Origin of the sequence: Haloarcula vallismortis ATCC 29715, from assembly GCF_000337775.1 — an archaeon.
In the GTDB taxonomy this organism is placed as follows: domain Archaea; phylum Halobacteriota; class Halobacteria; order Halobacteriales; family Haloarculaceae; genus Haloarcula; species Haloarcula vallismortis.
The window spans coordinates 1-13,636 of record NZ_AOLQ01000057.1 but is presented as its reverse complement, the minus strand read 5'-3'; the positions used below and the strand labels follow the sequence as shown (position 1 = coordinate 13,636).

The window sequence follows — 13,636 nt, the reverse complement described above, 5'->3', positions numbered from 1 at the left end:
GCTTTCTCCCAAAACCTGAACTCCTCGAAATCGGGCGTCTCAGCGGTCGGGAGGTGGCCGTCCGGCCGCATCTTTTGGAAGACTCCCCCAATCGACCAAAAGAGAGAACAGTGGAAATCACAGGGTAGCGCGGGCCCCACGATCGCGGCCGACACCGGCACCGGAAACGCGGTGCGCTCCGGCGACGTGTCTCCTCCCAGAGAGATCACCGTCGACGAACCGCCGAGAGGGGGCCGTCTTACCAAACGCTCGGACGAACACACCCCCGTCAGATGTTTGGTAAGGTGACGGGGACCGGCGCGATCACGCCGGAGGCCCGCCCCCTCCCCGGCGAGCGTTTAACCAACACCACCGGTCCCCCGAGAGCCCGTGTTGGTTAAGACTCAGAAGACGCCTTCGCGAGGACGTTCCTCCCCTCTGCTACGGTGACAGAGGGACCTTCTGCTCCCGTAGCAAATGGACGGTCTGCTACAGTAGCAGAGGGTTTAACTCACAGGCGCGAGCATGTCCCTCTGCTATGGAAGAAGACCGCGACTCCCAGGGACGGTTCACCCAGCGCCACGCCGACGAGGACGTCCTCGAGGCCGTCCGAGAGCACGAGCCCGCCGCCACGAGCGAGGTCGCCGACGAGCTCGGCGTCGTCCGACAGAGCGCGGACTACCGTCTCCGCCGGCTCGAGGACGCCGGCCAGGTTGCGTCGAAGAAGATCGCCGCGTCGCTCGTCTGGTTCACCGCCGAGGACCCTCCAACGACGGAAGATATAGCGGTATCCGGTTCATCGCCGGCGCCGGATCCGCCCGCCGAACCCGACGACCGTCGCCCCGACCCCGGGGGAGAGGTCCACGAGGAGACGACGTCGACGCTCGGAGAACACGCGCCGGGGGACGCGGTGCCGGCCTTCCTGGACGCGCCGCAGCACGTCGACCGCCGGGACGCCCTGAACGCCGTCGACGCTGTTCGCGAGTACCTCGAGGAGCACGGGCCCGCGTCCATGCGCGAGATCGTGACCGAGGTGATGCCCGACCACCCCCTCGGGTACGACGTCCCCGAGCTCGAGCCGGGCGACCGGTACCGCGGCGCCTGGTGGCGGAAGATCGTCCGTCCCGCGATCGCGGCGCTGGACGACGTCGAGTACCGAGAGAGCCACAGCGACTACCGGTTCGTCGACGACCGCGCCGGCGAGGGGGAACGATGAGCTCCGACAGCGCGGACGACGACGTCCTCCGGTGTCCTACCTGCGATGAGATCCTCGAGGGAGACTTCGGCGAGGTGCCGACAGCGGTGGAGGACGGCGAGATCCGGGTCGCGTTCGACTGCCCTGCTTGTGCGGCGGCGCTCGAGATCGTCGTCGAGTCGGCGCTCCCGGACGCGCTCGGGGTAGACCTCACGGTCGAACGTCGCGACGAGCAGCAGTAATCAGAACTCGGTCAGAAAGCAGCTGGCGTCGAACCGTTCCGTGGGTATCGAGTCCCGCAGCGTCCCTCCGTGCGTGGGAGCAGGTGGGTGGTGGGGTGGGGAACGCGACTGGTATCGCGTGCCTCCGAGGGTGATGCTGCGGACACGAGCCGTCGCCGAAGGCCTTCCGCCGTCGGCCGGCGGTCGCCGCACTCCTCGGTTTCTATTCCCTGATAATAAAGGTTCCCCTATACTGGAACCTTGCAAGCATAGAGGAACCATAACTATGTGGAAAGCCGGCGTCGCCCGAGGCATGTCACGCGCTCTACTAACGGACCGCCAGCGGGAGATCCTCACCGACCCTGACGTCGATCCAGACCGACGCTATCAGGCGGTCTCCCGCATCCGCAGCCGGATCCAGAACCAGCTTCGCGAGGACTGCGCGCTCCTGGAGGAGCACCATCCCGATCTCTACGACGAGCTCCTCGAGGTCGTCTGCGACGAGGCGAACGACACAGCCGCTACGGCCGAGGTGGACCTTACCAACTGATTCGAAGCGAGCGCTAGGAATTGTTTGGTAAGATGGACTGCTCCGGCGTGATCGACACGAGACCACCAGCGACTGCGTTCGACCGATCCCCCTGCCTTACCAAACGTCAGAGAGACCATTCTCAAAGAGTGTTTGGTAAGGTACAGGGCTTCTCGCGGCTGAATTCGGCACTTCAGTCGGTAGCTATTTAGGGGAATAGTCTAATTCCCTAATTGACGCGCTCCCCGAGCGGGAGACGATCCCGAAGACCACCCCACTCAGGCTCGCCACCCCGTAGTGACGGTTCCACGAGGAATCGGATGATCGCTGGGTTCCACAGCCCTGGGTATCGCCCCGTCACGCCGCACACTACCCACGTCACTGCGGTGGGGTACGCGAAGACCCTCGATAGACCGGGGTACTCGCAACGATTGTCCAAAAGCACACGCCACGATGAGCCTCGCGGCCAGCTGTCCCGCCGGGGCGCGCACCCAGAAAACCATGTCCGACAACTCGATCCCAGTCAGCACGGAAATGCGCAATCGGCTCCGGAGAAAGAAAGGGTACGACCGTACCTACGATGAATTCTTTGCGGAACTGCTGGAAGACGACGATGAGATCGCGCACACGGAGAGAAATGCATCGCCTGAAGCTCGCTCCCAGTAGCGTGATCGGCGTCCAGCGTCAGACGCAGGCACCTAACGTTTATATGGGAGACGTGGCTTCTCTAAAGCAGAAGCTACGAAAGAACAACCGCACCGAGAAGGGACCGCTTGGACACCTGTCCCTTCTCGCCGATGCTGAATAAGCGTTTCGCCCGAGCAGCGGCGACTTTGTTCAGCTGAGGCAACGTCAGCGCACGTTGGTGCAGAAGCGCCATCACACGCACATGCACCCACACAATCGATCCGACACCACGACGACGAACCGCGACGACGAGATCGCCTCGATCGAGGAGCGTCCCGCGACCCGTTCGACCGGGACGGTCCTCAGAAAAGATTTTTTTTCGAGACGGCTCCCGAGAGTGTCCCCCCGACACTCACGAGCGGAGACGGAGAACCGGGAAACCGCCGGACGGAGGCGGGTTAGGAGCGAAAGTGACCGACCCGCGAACCCGCTTCTTCCTCTTGATCACTGCTACTACTACTACTGTTACGTGCCAGAACGTTACGTACGTACGTACAGTCTGACACGTTCGTGCCAGTCTGGCACGTCGCCGCTCACGGGGTGGTCGGCGTGACCACTTCGTCTCGCGTGAAGCTCGGCTGGGAAGTTCCGGACGATCGGTGGGCCGAGTTCACCGAGAAAGTCGAGGAAGAGTGGGGTGAATCCCGTCTCTACGCCGGCGTCCAGATCGAGCAGTCCTGGCGTGAGTACCGCGACGTCCACCCACTCGAGGACCACGCCAACCGGCTCCTGGAGGCGGCCGGCCTCTCTCGTGAGACGGACGAGAAAAAAAATCTCCCGGGGGTTCCGTCTCTCGCCGACACCGAGTCGAGTCGGCAGTTCGTGCGCGTCCACGAGGACGTGAAACAGGAGATGGAACAGTACGCCGCGGCACACGGTCTCTCGAAACACGAGGTTCTCCGCGGCGTGATCGCGTGGTATCTCGGCGGCAGTCGGGAGGAACGACTCGTCGAGAAGTTCGACCGCGTCGTCCCCGAGGCGGAGCGTGCCTTCGCAGAGGCCACCGACGACGGTCCCGAGACGGCGGACGGCCTCTCCAAATCCGAGCGCGTCACCCGGAAGATCGCTCGCTCCCTCGGGGACAGTTTCTCCGAGAACGACCTCGAGGACGCCATCGACGCCGAGACCACCGGGACGGACTACTACCACGACGAGTACACGCCGCGCGTGGTTGAGTACAAAGGCGTGAAGCGCTGGGAGAAGGGCTCCGGCCCGGACATCTTCCTCCCGCCGGAGACCTGGCGGGCGAAGCAGACGACAGAGATCGTCTCCGAGCTCGGCGGCGACTACGAGACGCCACCGCCAGCGTTCACTCGCCAAGAGTTCGCGCAGGCCGCTGACCGTGCGGGCATCGAGGTGAGTCCTGAGAACCGTGAGACGGTGAACGAGTACAAGGACCGTGTCCTCGACCGCATCGAATTCGCGTGGTCTGAGGAGACCGAGCAGTTCGAACCGGTGGACGACCCGGACGCAGAGACCGGGTCGGCCCCACCGACGGACGACGTCGAAGCCACCGACGACGGCGATGTCGATGCGGACGCTGACACCGAGCCCGTCACGGTCACCGACCGAATGGACGACCTCGAGGGCGCGACGCAGATCCGGGCGGACGGTGGTGTCGTTACCGACTCGCCGCCCGCCGATGCCGGCCCGGTAGCACCTCCTGACCCTGCTCCGACGCCCGAGACAGACGCGGACGCGGATGACGAGGACTCGGTGAGGCTCCTGACGCCGACCTGCCCGACGGACGGCCAGATGCTCTCAGCCGACGCTCATCGCGACGGGAGGGAGTGGGAGTGTCCGTGCTGTCGCCAGCGGTGGACGCCCTCGGAGGTGTTCCCAAGCGATGTCTGAGGTCGTCCTGAACTTCGCCGAAGAGCCTGGCGAGGACCATATCTGCACCCGAGAGGGCGATCTCCCCGTCCCGCGGGTGGGCGAGCGCGTTCACCTGGACCGCGAGTACCGCGTCGACGCGGTCCTGTACGACCTCGCAAGTGAGGACGCCGTCCCGCCAGAGGTGTGGATCACCGTGGAACCCACGTCTCCGGACCCGAATCCAGAGGAACTGCCTGACCGCTGACGCCGACACGTCTAGGACGACGTCGCCGACGTCCGCCACCAGGAGCACCAGCGTTCCCCAGCGCCGCCGACGTCCAGATGTACCGCGCGGAAACCGACGCTAAGCACCATTTTACGACACGGATGATTCTGGAAATCCATCGACTGAGCAGCTGTACCGCCAACAACCACCTCCGACCCCCGGGGGTTCGCGATGACTGAGGACAACGCGAGCGCGGGCGCGCGAGGAGACCGCTGCGGCTACGCCACCGCGGACGGCGAGCCCTGCGAGCTCCCACCGTCGCGCTCCGACGACCGCTGTCACCTCCACACCGACGTCGACGAGCAGGCGCCCGGCGATGACGAGGTCGCGCTCGAGGACTACGACGCGATGCTGAGCACGCTCGATGTCGCGATCGAGACGGCGCGCGAGAAGATCAACAACGGCCGTATCCGCGACGTGGACAAGGAGAAGACCCGCATCCAGTGGGTCCGGGCAATGGCGTACGCGATGAACGTCCGCCGGCAGATCACCGCCGACCGCGACCTCGAGGAGGTGCAGGAGCGGTTGGAACGCCTGGAGGAGCACTACGACGTCGAACTATGACCCGGAAATCGAAGCGCGAGCTCGAGCGCATGCTGGAGCAGTTGTCGACGTCGACGGAGGACGTCGAGGACCTCAGCACCGACGAGCTGACGATGCTCCTCCTGCGGGACGCGCACGGGCACGCCGATCTCACCGACGATCAGCGCGAGAGCGCCGAGGAAGAGTGGTCGAACCGAGTGCAGGCGGCCTCGGACTCCCCGGGGCCGCGCCCCTAACATCATCAACAGAACATGAACGGAAACTGTCTCGCCTGCGGCTCGCCGACGAAGAGCCACCACGTCGCGACCGCGGGCGGAAGCGAACTGTACTGCTGTCACAGCTGCTGGACCCGCCGCGCGGACGATGACGTCCAGGAGGCGCTCGCCGAGTACAACGTCCTCACCGGCGAGGTCCTCGACGAGCTCCGCGAGGAGTTCCGCACCCTCGCACCGGTTGACTTGGAGGCGTCGTCGCTCCCCGCGCTCCCGATCGGCGAGGACCTCGAGGTCCGGCGCGGAACCGGCGGCGACGTCTTCGAGCTCGCCGGCGCCGAGCAGGTCGAGAAGGGCATCGACTTCGACGGTCCGTTCGCCGGTGTCGTCCCGGAGGTCGCCCTCCCGCGTGACCCGGCGGACGCCGTCTACGCGGCATTCGGATTCACGACTGCCGGCGGGCCTCGAGAAGCGGCGTACCTCGCCTGGCTGTGCATCGGCGACGACGTCGACGCGCTCGCCGACGCGATCGCCCGGCTCGGAGAAGCGATGCGGGGGAGTCCCGATGTTTAGCTCGCTCGAGGTCGGCCTCCTGGCGTCCGACGGAATCACGGCCGCGATGCGCAGCATCGCCGGTGCTGCGGACCTTGCTGGCGACGCCGCTGTCGAGTCCGGCGCCGAGTTCGGTGCGTTCGGCCAGGCCCTGGACGCCGTCGACGACGACGCGATGGAGATGGCCGTCAGCGGTCGGACCGCAGCGAGCGCCGTCGACGAGGTCGGCGACGAGGCCGCCTCGTCCGCCGCGCAGCTCCAGGCGTTCAGCCAGTCGCAGGGCGCGGCGGCCGCCTCGAGCGCGGGCCTCGCTGGTTCCCTCGGACCGGTCCAGGGGAACCTCAGCAAGATCGGCCCGCTCGCAGCCGGCGCGATCCCCCCGATCGTCGGGCTCGGCGGGGCCCTCGGCGGCATCGCAACCGCTGCTGGTGGAGCGGCCGCCGGGATGGCCGGGATGTTCGCCGGCGGCCTCCAGCGGAAGGCCGAGAACATGGCCGCTGCGAACTCCGACATCGCCGACTCCGGCGAGGCGATGCAGCAGATATTCGACCAACTGAAGTCGTCGATCTCCGACGCGATGGAGCCCCTCCAGACCGCTGCGAACACCGAGTTCGCGATGGCCGGCCTCGAGGGCGTCGTCGACCTGGTCGGCATCGCGAGCGAGGGCATCGCCCAGATGCAGGACACGCTCCGACCGCTCGCTGCGACGCTCGGGTCGTCGGTCCTGGAGACGGCGCCGGCGATCTTCGACGAGATCGACAAGACGGTGCGGGGCCTCGAGGGAACGCTCGCCGGGACCGCGGGGGTGATTCGCGACATCCCAACCGCGATTGTGTGGTTCCGCGAGCAGGCGACGGCGCTCGACGAGGACCTCGTCAGCTTCGGCGGGAGTGCGATCGGAGCGACCGCCGCGGTCGGCGAGCTCGGGACGACGATACTGAAGGTCGCACTCCCGGCGTTCTCGGCGACGCTCGATGCGCTGACATGGCTGACGGGCGCCTTCAACTCGCTTCCCGGACCGGTGAAAACGGCGGCGATCGTCGCGACGGCCGCGACGGCGGCGTACTACATGTACGCGACGTCGGCGACCGGTGCGATGGTCTCGACGTACGGACTCGCCACCGCGATCGGGGTGCTGACGGGCCCGATCACCGGCGTCGTGGTCGCGGTCGCTGCCCTCATCGGCGGAGTGGCAGCTGCTATCTCGTACTTCGGCCTCTGGAACGACATCATCGGCGCCGTAACCGGGGGGTGGAACGCCCTAGTGGGGGCCATCGAGTTCGTCATCGAGGTCGTCTACGCGGTGATCACTGCGATTGGCCAGCTCCTCGGGAAGTGGGCGCTGTTCATGGGCCCGCTCGGCATCGTGATCTTCACGATCTCGCACCTCGGGGAGATCATCAACTGGGTCGGCGAGATGTTCCGCTGGTTCTCCGGCCTGGTCGCCGACGTCATCGACTCCGTCCTCGGCTGGGTCGACACGGCGGTCTCCGCCATCCAGGACCTGATGGAGTGGGCGATGAACGTCGTCAACGCCATCCCCGGCGTCAACATCGACTTCGGCGACATCCAGGAGTCGATCGAACTCGACGCGCTGAAGACCGATAGCGCCGGGGAGGAAGGCGGCGAGTCCTCCGACCAGCCGACCGAGGAGAAGAGCCAGAAGGAGAAGTCGAACCACTACGACTTCCGCGGCGCCGACTTCGGCGGCGCCTCCTCGAGCGAGATCGAGCGGACGGTCAAGGAGGCCGTCCGGGAAGCGAACCGCGAGAGCCGCTCGCGGGAAGACGCGAGTACGTTCTGACGACGTCGGGCGATGACCCCGCGGACCCCGTCACCGGGCGAGGGCGAGCACCTGGATCGACGACCAACCAACAGCAGTTACGGAAACTCACATGAGCAAGAACGACCTCACCGAGATGAGTATCGCAGAACTGAGAGAACGAAAAGCCGACCTCGGCGACGACGACTACGGCCTCAACGCCGACCACGTCGACGAGGAACTCGCCCGTCGGAGGGAGGAGCGCGCCCGGGAGATGGAGCTCCTGGACATGAAGCTGAAGCTCGAGCAGGCGAAGGACGCGGGCCTCACCGACGACCCGACCGTCCAGCGCATCCAGGAGCACGTCGCGCAGCTGGAGGAGGACCTCCACCCCGACCCGCGCAGCGACCTCGCCGCCCTCGCCGGCGTCGACGAAGAGCGGGTCACCGACCTGAGCGACAGCGAAGTCGAACAGGCACGCACCCACCTCGAGGCGATCGACATGGTCGCCGGGTCCTCGGGGGCGGGCCAGCAGACGATCGTCAAGGAGCACCGGGAGGGCCTCGAGGAGCTCCTGGACGGTCACGACCTCAAGGTCGCCGAGCTCTCGGGCGTCCCGGACGTCGAAGAGCGCGGCGTGACCGTGTCGGACCTGTGAGCCGTCGCGACCGATGCCCCAAACGCTCCCAGCTTTCGACGAAGGCGCAGTAGAGTTCCTCTCGCAGAAGGTCCTCCCCGGCGACCCGCAGGCCTACACCGACCGTGTGGAGCGGCTGGAGGCGCTCCTGGACCGCGAGAGCACGCCGACGCCCGTCGCCGTCTTCCGAGCGTGGTTCGGACCGAGCGACCTCCCGTCGGCGGCCGACGCCCACGAGCACGTCGCGATCGGGGCCGTCGGCGGGTTCGATCCCGCAGACGACCCGAGGACAACGAGCGACAAGATCACCGTCGCCGAGGCGTACGACCGGACCCTCGAGCAGGGGTTCGACGACGCCGCGGTGTACCTTCGCGTCCTTGAGGGAGACCGCCAGCGGGAGTTCGCGCACCTCGTCCGCCGGGCCTGCCTGGACTGAGCCGCCTCTCACCCTCCCCACCGGAAGTTTTCTAGTGCTCCAGTACGTGTGTTTAGATGCCTCTTTGATGAGGCAGAGGTCGTCTTGCCAGCGAAAATCGAGGCGCTGGCAAGAGTGTCTGGGTCCAGCCCCTCTGCTTTCGGAGAACACACGCCTTACGACGCTGTTTTCTTTACCGCCTTACCAAACATCTGGGAGAAGGAAGCCGTCTGAGCGTTTGGTAAGACTCCGCCGCCGCCCCGCCTCAGCGCTCCGGCTGGTTGAGGACGCGGTCGGCGTTCTCGCGCACCGCCTCCTCGAGGCAGTCGGCGGCCTCCTGGACGGCGCCGAGGCTGTCGCGATAGTCGACGAGGACCCGGACCTCCTGGTAGACCGACGCGACGGCGAGGAACCGGTCGTCGCTGACCAGTGCGTCCCGCTCGCGTTCGGTGTCGGCCAGGTCGAAGTCGTCGACGACGTCGCGAGCCTGCTGGAGGGCGCGGTACCGGTTCACGCTCGCTCCCCCTCCTGGCGGGCCGGCACAGTATCGCGGTCACTCACCCGGTCGCCGGCGCCGGAGAACGCGCTGCTCGCTGCGGTGCCGACCGTCGCGACGATCGGGAGGTGCGGCCCGGACCGGACGCACCCCGTCTCGGCGTCGTAGTCGACGATGTCGTACTGGCTGAGCTTCGGAAGGTGCCAGTGGTGGAGCGACGCGCACAGTTGCTCCCGGTCACCGTCGCCGTCACGGGCGAAGTCCCCAACCGCCTGCGCGAGCTCATCGAGCGCCAAACTGGTGGCCTCGGTGTTCGCGAGCCGGCGGACGACCGCCCGGCGGTCCTCGCTCCGCAGCACGTCGTGGACGTCCTCGAGGTTCATGCTTCCTCCCGCAGCGCCGCGGCGATGGCCTCGGCGTCGACGCGGTAGGTCTCCCCGCCGAGGACGATCGTCGTCCGGACGCGCTCGGCGACGACCTCGCGCCAGTCCTCGTCGGAGCGCCAGGTCGGCCGCGTGAACTGGTGGTAGCGCGGGACGTCGTCGACGAGGACCGACGGGCGCTCCCACTGGCCGCGGTCGGGGTAGCGGATGAGTCCGCCGCGCGAGACGGCGAGCTCCCCGTCGTCGTTTCGGACTGCGGGAACGTACCCGAGGCAGTCGTGCGTCGCGCAGGTGTACCGGTAGTAGTCGTGGATCGCCGCAGCGGCGGCCTCGGCGTCGACGTCCAGGTAGGCCGGGCCGGTGCTCGCCTCGAGGATGACGCCGTCGTCACCGGCTTCTATGATCCCGCCGTCGGTCGCCGGCGTGGGGTCCGGGCCGGAGATCCGTGCCGATCGGGCCGCCTCGAGGACGGGTTCACGGATCGCGACGGCGGCCATGTGCTTGCACGCCCCGGCGTGGTACTCGTAGGCCGGACAGGTGCAGGAGGCGGGGACGTCCTGGTCGTCCAGCTGGACGTCGTAGGTGTGCTCGCTGGGATCGTCGTGCGAGGTGTTCCTCACCTGGACGACGTCGCCGTCGACGGCGAATTCGAAGCCTTCCCACTGGGCGCGTTTCTCGGTCTCTTCGCTACAGTCAAGAGCTGCGAGTGCGTTCGTTTGCATGGGTTTCACCAGAGACCCCGGCCCTGCGGTGCTCCTACACCGTGGGGCGCTTCTGCGATCGTCACGCCCCGACGGGCCGGTCTGTCTCTACCCATTCAAACTACCTGTATTGGTATAAAACTTCCCCATTCAAAGTGGGTGGAAAGGAATAAGGGCCGCGCGACCGCTACATCTAACTGGAATGGACACGCGCAATTCGCACATGGGAGACCGCGTCCGGGACGAATCGACCGGCCAGTTCGTCGAGAAGCACCCGCCCGAGGAGTTCGTCGACGCCATCCAGGACCTCGGCGGGAGCGCTGGTACCTCCGAGATCGCCGACGCCGTCGGCGCCGAGTACGACGCGGCGTACAAGAAGCTCCGCAACCTGGCCGACGCGGGCCAGGTCGAGAAACAGAAGGTCGCCAACGCGAACCTCTGGCGGCTCGCAGGGGAGAATTCCGATGAGTGAGACGTCAGGGACGGCCAGCGATGAATGGAAATGGCGTCGTCGTGAGGCGATCATCCGCGATGACTACACTTGTCAGGAGTGCGGTGTGAAGGGCGGCCCGGACGGCGACGTCCAGTTGCACGTCCACCACCAGACACCGGCTGCCGAAGGCGGGAGAAACGATTTGGAGAACCTCGAGACACTCTGCGCATCGTGCCACCGTTCTCACCACTCTGAGAGCCCTGTCGAAAACGATGGCTGGTTCGAAAAAGAATACGAAGATGACGAGTTCCTGGACGCGATCGAGAGCGAGGGCGGCCTTGCCGGGACCACAGACGTCGCCGACGAACTCGGCATCGAACGCCCGAGCGCTGACTACCGACTGCGCCAGCTGGAGGATGCCGGTCGGGTCACGAGTAAGAAGATCGGGAACTCACTGGCGTGGAGTCTCTCCAGGAGTGATCACACATGAGCACCGATTCTGAGAACCCGCGCAGCACCAAGATCACGCTCACCTTCGAGGAGGGCCACTGGGTCGCGACCGACGAGGACTCCGGCCTGACCGCGCAGGCACCGACCCGCGAGGAGGCCCTCGAGGCGCTGGACGCGACGGTCGCCGTCCAGGAGGGCGGCATCGACGCCGACGACCCGTTCTTCTCGGCGCCGGCGTTCGAGGGTGAACCGACCGACGAGGAGGACGTCGACGACATCGTCTACGGGGAGATCGAGGAGTGAGCGGCCCCGGGACGACACCGCTGTTCGTCGACACCGGCGCGTTCTTCGCGCACTTCGTCGAAGACGCCTCCCGGCACGATCGGGCGCGGCACGTTTTCAACCAGATACGCGACGGTGACCTGCTCTATCGGCCGCTGTACACGAGCGGCTACGTCCTCGGCGAGCTGGGGACGCTCATCCTCCGGCGGTCGGACCACCAGACCGCCGTCGAAGCCCTCACTCGGATCCGGGAGTCGCCGGCGTTCACCGTCCTGTATCCCGGTGAGGACGTGTTCGACCCCACCCTCGAGCAGTTCACCGCGTACGACGACCAGCAGATTTCGATCGTCGATCACATGTCGGCGGTCCTCGCCGCCGAGCGCGACGTCGACCACGTCTTTACGTTCGACGCGCGCGACTTCCGCACCCTCGGGTTCACCGTCGTCCCAGCCGACACCGGCGACGCTTAGTTGTCGGCCTCGAGGCGACGGTAGACATTCTTACGGCCTTCTCCCCGGTGCCCTGACTTCACGGCCTCCACCCGGTCATCCTCGTCGACGAGCGTCCGCAGGCGCTTGGTGACGGCGTCGCGAACGAGGTCCAGCCGCTCGGCGAGCTCTGCCGACGTCGCGGTATCGCCCGGCTCGCCGATCGCGTCCAGGTACTCTTCGACGGTGTGGTGGGTCTGGATCCCGTAGTCCGTCGACGACGCGCGCAGCACCCGGCTCATCGTCACGGCGCGGGGGTTGACGCCCATCACGTCGGCGATCTCCTCGCGCGGGAACTCCATGTCGGCCAGCCGGCGGCCGAACGTCCACCGGAGGTCCTGAGCGCTCACGTTCTCGAGGTCGGTGCGTTCGACGAGCGTCCGGAACCCGCGGAGATCCCGGCCGAAGGGGATGCAGTCGTACCGATCGAACCACCACCGCAGCGCGTCAGCTGCATCCTCGTCGACGAGCGGGACCCGGCGCGCCCGGCGGTCGAAATCAACGAAGAACTTACTCGGCCCGGGCTGGCGCTCGCAGTCGAGACAAGGCGGTGTCGCCGGCGTCGGCGAGAGAACCGTCTGGTGGCTCGGCTGGAGGCGCGTACGACCGCACGGCGCCTCCTCCGGGATGCGCAGCAGCGGGACGTCGAGCGCGTCGACGTCGTTCGGCCAGGTGATCCAGTCCTCGCGCAGGTGGAGGAACTCCTGGAGGGAGACGCCGGTCCCGGCGATGATCTCGACGGGGAGGCGCTCCTGCGGGTTCTCGGCGTGCTCGAGGAGCTCCTCGAGCTGGGCGGGCGTCAGTGGGAGAGCGCGGCGGTCCATCGTCAGTAGGTGTCGGGGTCCCAGTTGTCGGCGAACGCCTGGCGCTTCCGGATGCCGGTGAACTCGATGTACCGCTCGGCCATCGACATGTCGCCCCAGCCCATCGTGTCCCGGATCGCGGCCGGGTCGAAGCCCATCCGCGCGAGGCGCGTCCCGTAGGTGTGCCGGAGGTCGTGCGACGTCACCTGGATGCGACCCTTCTCGTCGCGACCGCGGGTGTCGGCGAGGTCGGCGTCCTCGGCGATGCGCCGGATTCGGCGGTTCACGCCCTCGTTCCCGAACGGGATCTGGTCGTTCCGCTCGAAGTACCACAGGAGGTCCTCACCGACGTCCTCGAGGCCGCGCTCGGTGAGCGGGTACGTTCGGTCGCCGTTCTCGGTCTTCGGCGTCCAGTCGTTCGTCTCGCCGCTGTTCCGGCACTGCGTGCAGGGCTGGCCGCGGGAGTGAAGGTCGGTCCCGTCGGGGTTCTGCTGGCCGATCGGGCCGCGGCCGCTGGTGCAGACTGCGCGCTTCGGGATGGTGAGGACGATCCCGCCGCCGTTCTCACGCCGGACCCAGCCCGTGCGCATGTGCGTGAACTCCCCGGAACGCATCCCGGTGTTGAACAGCACCCGGCCGGTGAGCTCGGTCAGGAAGTCGTCCTGGTCGTCGAGCGCGTCGTCGAACGCCTCTGCCTCAGGTATGTCGAGTGGATTGAATTTCTTGCTTTTCGCCATTGTTATCTGCCAAAGGTTTTGCCGGGATAA

General features: G+C 66.8%; 21 protein-coding genes. 16 read left to right on the top strand and 5 right to left on the bottom strand.

Features of this window, described 5'->3' with window-relative positions; genetic code table 11:
- The 12 genes from C437_RS20845 to C437_RS13755 all read left to right on the top strand — a co-directional run.
- Positions 1-288, top strand: a 288-nt coding sequence (locus tag C437_RS20845) for a hypothetical protein (RefSeq protein ID WP_206537048.1), incomplete at its 5' end; no start/stop codon positions are given.
- Between the two features lie 229 nt (positions 289-517).
- Positions 518-1,195: a winged helix-turn-helix domain-containing protein gene (locus C437_RS20840; protein WP_004517588.1), complete on the top strand. Its 678-nt coding sequence runs from the start codon at positions 518-520 to the stop codon at positions 1,193-1,195.
- Positions 1,192-1,416 carry a hypothetical protein gene (locus C437_RS13800; protein ID WP_004517587.1) on the top strand — a complete coding sequence of 75 codons (225 nt, stop codon included), beginning with the start codon at positions 1,192-1,194 and terminating at the stop codon, positions 1,414-1,416. The genes C437_RS20840 and C437_RS13800 overlap by 4 nt, the downstream gene beginning before the upstream one ends.
- A gap of 292 nt (positions 1,417-1,708) precedes the next feature.
- Complete coding sequence (locus C437_RS13795; protein WP_049919813.1) at positions 1,709-1,945, top strand: hypothetical protein; 237 nt, start codon at positions 1,709-1,711, stop codon at positions 1,943-1,945.
- Between the two features lie 1,176 nt (positions 1,946-3,121).
- On the top strand, positions 3,122-4,465 hold the full coding sequence (locus C437_RS13790; protein WP_004517584.1) for a hypothetical protein: 1,344 nt from the start codon (positions 3,122-3,124) through the stop codon (positions 4,463-4,465).
- Complete coding sequence (locus C437_RS13785) at positions 4,458-4,691, top strand: hypothetical protein (protein ID WP_004517583.1); 234 nt, start codon at positions 4,458-4,460, stop codon at positions 4,689-4,691. Before C437_RS13790 ends, C437_RS13785 begins: the two co-directional genes overlap by 8 nt.
- Positions 4,692-4,883: 192 nt before the next feature.
- Entirely contained in the window at positions 4,884-5,276 is a 393-nt protein-coding gene (locus C437_RS13780) for a hypothetical protein (protein WP_004517582.1), read from the top strand.
- Entirely contained in the window at positions 5,273-5,491 is a 219-nt protein-coding gene (locus C437_RS13775) for a P-loop NTPase family protein (protein ID WP_004517581.1), read from the top strand. The genes C437_RS13780 and C437_RS13775 overlap by 4 nt, the downstream gene beginning before the upstream one ends.
- 15 nt (positions 5,492-5,506) lie before the next feature.
- Positions 5,507-6,040 carry a hypothetical protein gene (locus C437_RS13770; RefSeq protein WP_004517580.1) on the top strand — a complete coding sequence of 178 codons (534 nt, stop codon included), beginning with the start codon at positions 5,507-5,509 and terminating at the stop codon, positions 6,038-6,040.
- The gene (locus C437_RS13765) at positions 6,033-7,823 is read left to right on the top strand and encodes a phage tail tape measure protein (RefSeq protein WP_004517579.1); all 1,791 of its coding nucleotides are present in this window, start codon (positions 6,033-6,035) and stop codon (positions 7,821-7,823) included. Before C437_RS13770 ends, C437_RS13765 begins: the two co-directional genes overlap by 8 nt.
- 91 nt (positions 7,824-7,914) lie before the next feature.
- Complete coding sequence (locus C437_RS13760) at positions 7,915-8,439, top strand: hypothetical protein (RefSeq protein WP_004517578.1); 525 nt, start codon at positions 7,915-7,917, stop codon at positions 8,437-8,439.
- Positions 8,440-8,452: 13 nt separating this feature from the next.
- Positions 8,453-8,854, top strand: a complete 402-nt coding sequence (locus C437_RS13755; RefSeq protein WP_004517577.1) for a hypothetical protein — start codon at positions 8,453-8,455, stop codon at positions 8,852-8,854.
- A gap of 244 nt (positions 8,855-9,098) precedes the next feature.
- Here C437_RS13755 and C437_RS13750 read toward each other — a convergent pair whose 3' ends face one another.
- From C437_RS13750 to C437_RS19935, 3 genes are read right to left on the bottom strand one after another with little or no spacing between them, the layout of a single operon-like run.
- Positions 9,099-9,347, bottom strand: a complete 249-nt coding sequence (locus C437_RS13750) for a hypothetical protein (protein ID WP_004517576.1) — start codon at positions 9,345-9,347, stop codon at positions 9,099-9,101.
- Positions 9,344-9,712, bottom strand: coding sequence for a DUF7344 domain-containing protein (locus C437_RS13745; protein WP_004517575.1), 369 nt, complete (start codon positions 9,710-9,712; stop codon positions 9,344-9,346). Before C437_RS13745 ends, C437_RS13750 begins: the two co-directional genes overlap by 4 nt.
- Entirely contained in the window at positions 9,709-10,434 is a 726-nt protein-coding gene (locus tag C437_RS19935) for an SWIM zinc finger family protein (protein ID WP_004517574.1), read from the bottom strand. The genes C437_RS13745 and C437_RS19935 overlap by 4 nt, the downstream gene beginning before the upstream one ends.
- A gap of 202 nt (positions 10,435-10,636) precedes the next feature.
- Here C437_RS19935 and C437_RS13735 point away from each other — a divergent pair, with 202 nt between their 5' ends.
- Genes C437_RS13735 through C437_RS13720 form a run of 4 tightly spaced genes read left to right on the top strand, consistent with a single transcriptional unit; the run spans position 10,637 to position 12,048 of the window.
- Positions 10,637-10,885 carry a helix-turn-helix domain-containing protein gene (locus tag C437_RS13735; protein ID WP_074655010.1) on the top strand — a complete coding sequence of 83 codons (249 nt, stop codon included), beginning with the start codon at positions 10,637-10,639 and terminating at the stop codon, positions 10,883-10,885.
- Positions 10,878-11,336, top strand: coding sequence for a winged helix-turn-helix domain-containing protein (locus C437_RS19930; RefSeq protein ID WP_004517572.1), 459 nt, complete (start codon positions 10,878-10,880; stop codon positions 11,334-11,336). Before C437_RS13735 ends, C437_RS19930 begins: the two co-directional genes overlap by 8 nt.
- Positions 11,333-11,599 (top strand): type II toxin-antitoxin system HicB family antitoxin, encoded by a 267-nt coding sequence (locus C437_RS13725; protein ID WP_004517571.1) that lies wholly within the window; start codon positions 11,333-11,335, stop codon positions 11,597-11,599. Before C437_RS19930 ends, C437_RS13725 begins: the two co-directional genes overlap by 4 nt.
- Entirely contained in the window at positions 11,596-12,048 is a 453-nt protein-coding gene (locus C437_RS13720; protein ID WP_004517570.1) for a type II toxin-antitoxin system VapC family toxin, read from the top strand. The genes C437_RS13725 and C437_RS13720 overlap by 4 nt, the downstream gene beginning before the upstream one ends.
- Here the strand turns inward: C437_RS13720 and C437_RS13715 are convergent.
- Both C437_RS13715 and C437_RS13710 read right to left on the bottom strand, forming a co-directional pair.
- On the bottom strand, positions 12,045-12,890 hold the full coding sequence (locus tag C437_RS13715; protein ID WP_004517569.1) for a site-specific integrase: 846 nt from the start codon (positions 12,888-12,890) through the stop codon (positions 12,045-12,047). The genes C437_RS13720 and C437_RS13715 overlap by 4 nt on opposite strands.
- A gap of 2 nt (positions 12,891-12,892) precedes the next feature.
- Positions 12,893-13,606: a tyrosine-type recombinase/integrase gene (locus C437_RS13710; protein WP_004517568.1), complete on the bottom strand. Its 714-nt coding sequence runs from the start codon at positions 13,604-13,606 to the stop codon at positions 12,893-12,895.
- Between the last annotated feature and the right edge of the window lie 30 nt (positions 13,607-13,636).